We start from the raw sequence: 360 nt of genomic DNA, 5'->3' as shown, positions 1-360 counted from the left end.
CGCGAAGACGGCGTTCGGTACGAGGTACGCGACTCCCTCGAACGATAGGTCGACAGGCGGTTCGGATTCGGTTTTCGATCGGAGAGACACACCGTGTTTCCGGTGAAATGGGGGTGTGGTGGGCTTCGGGTAGCGTCCGTGCGGCGGTGGCTGTCATTTGTGACCGAACTAAAACAACAGGATTTATTACTTACTCCAGAGTACAGCTCGCCAAGCCAGACGGGCGACAGCTCGCTGGGCGACACCGGGCGTTTCACCGGAAATGTGGTCTCCCCTTCCTCATGTGGTGACGCCCGGACTCCGACTCCGGACACCGTGTTTCCGGTGAAAGAGCGCAACCGGTCGGCGCCGCGCCGACTA

Annotated in this window: 1 protein-coding gene; it reads left to right on the top strand. The window is 60.6% G+C overall.

Features of this window, described 5'->3' with window-relative positions; all coding sequences use genetic code 11:
• Nucleotides 1–159: 159 nt before the first annotated feature.
• Nucleotides 160–360, top strand: a 201-nt coding sequence (locus tag EXE44_RS21245; protein WP_206750412.1) for a hypothetical protein, incomplete at its 3' end; no start/stop codon positions are given.

Origin of the sequence: Halorubrum sp. SS7 (assembly GCF_005435055.1) — an archaeon.
In the GTDB taxonomy this organism is placed as follows: Archaea; Halobacteriota; Halobacteria; order Halobacteriales; family Haloferacaceae; genus Halorubrum; species Halorubrum salinarum.
This window is presented reverse-complemented; position numbering and strand designations above follow the sequence as displayed.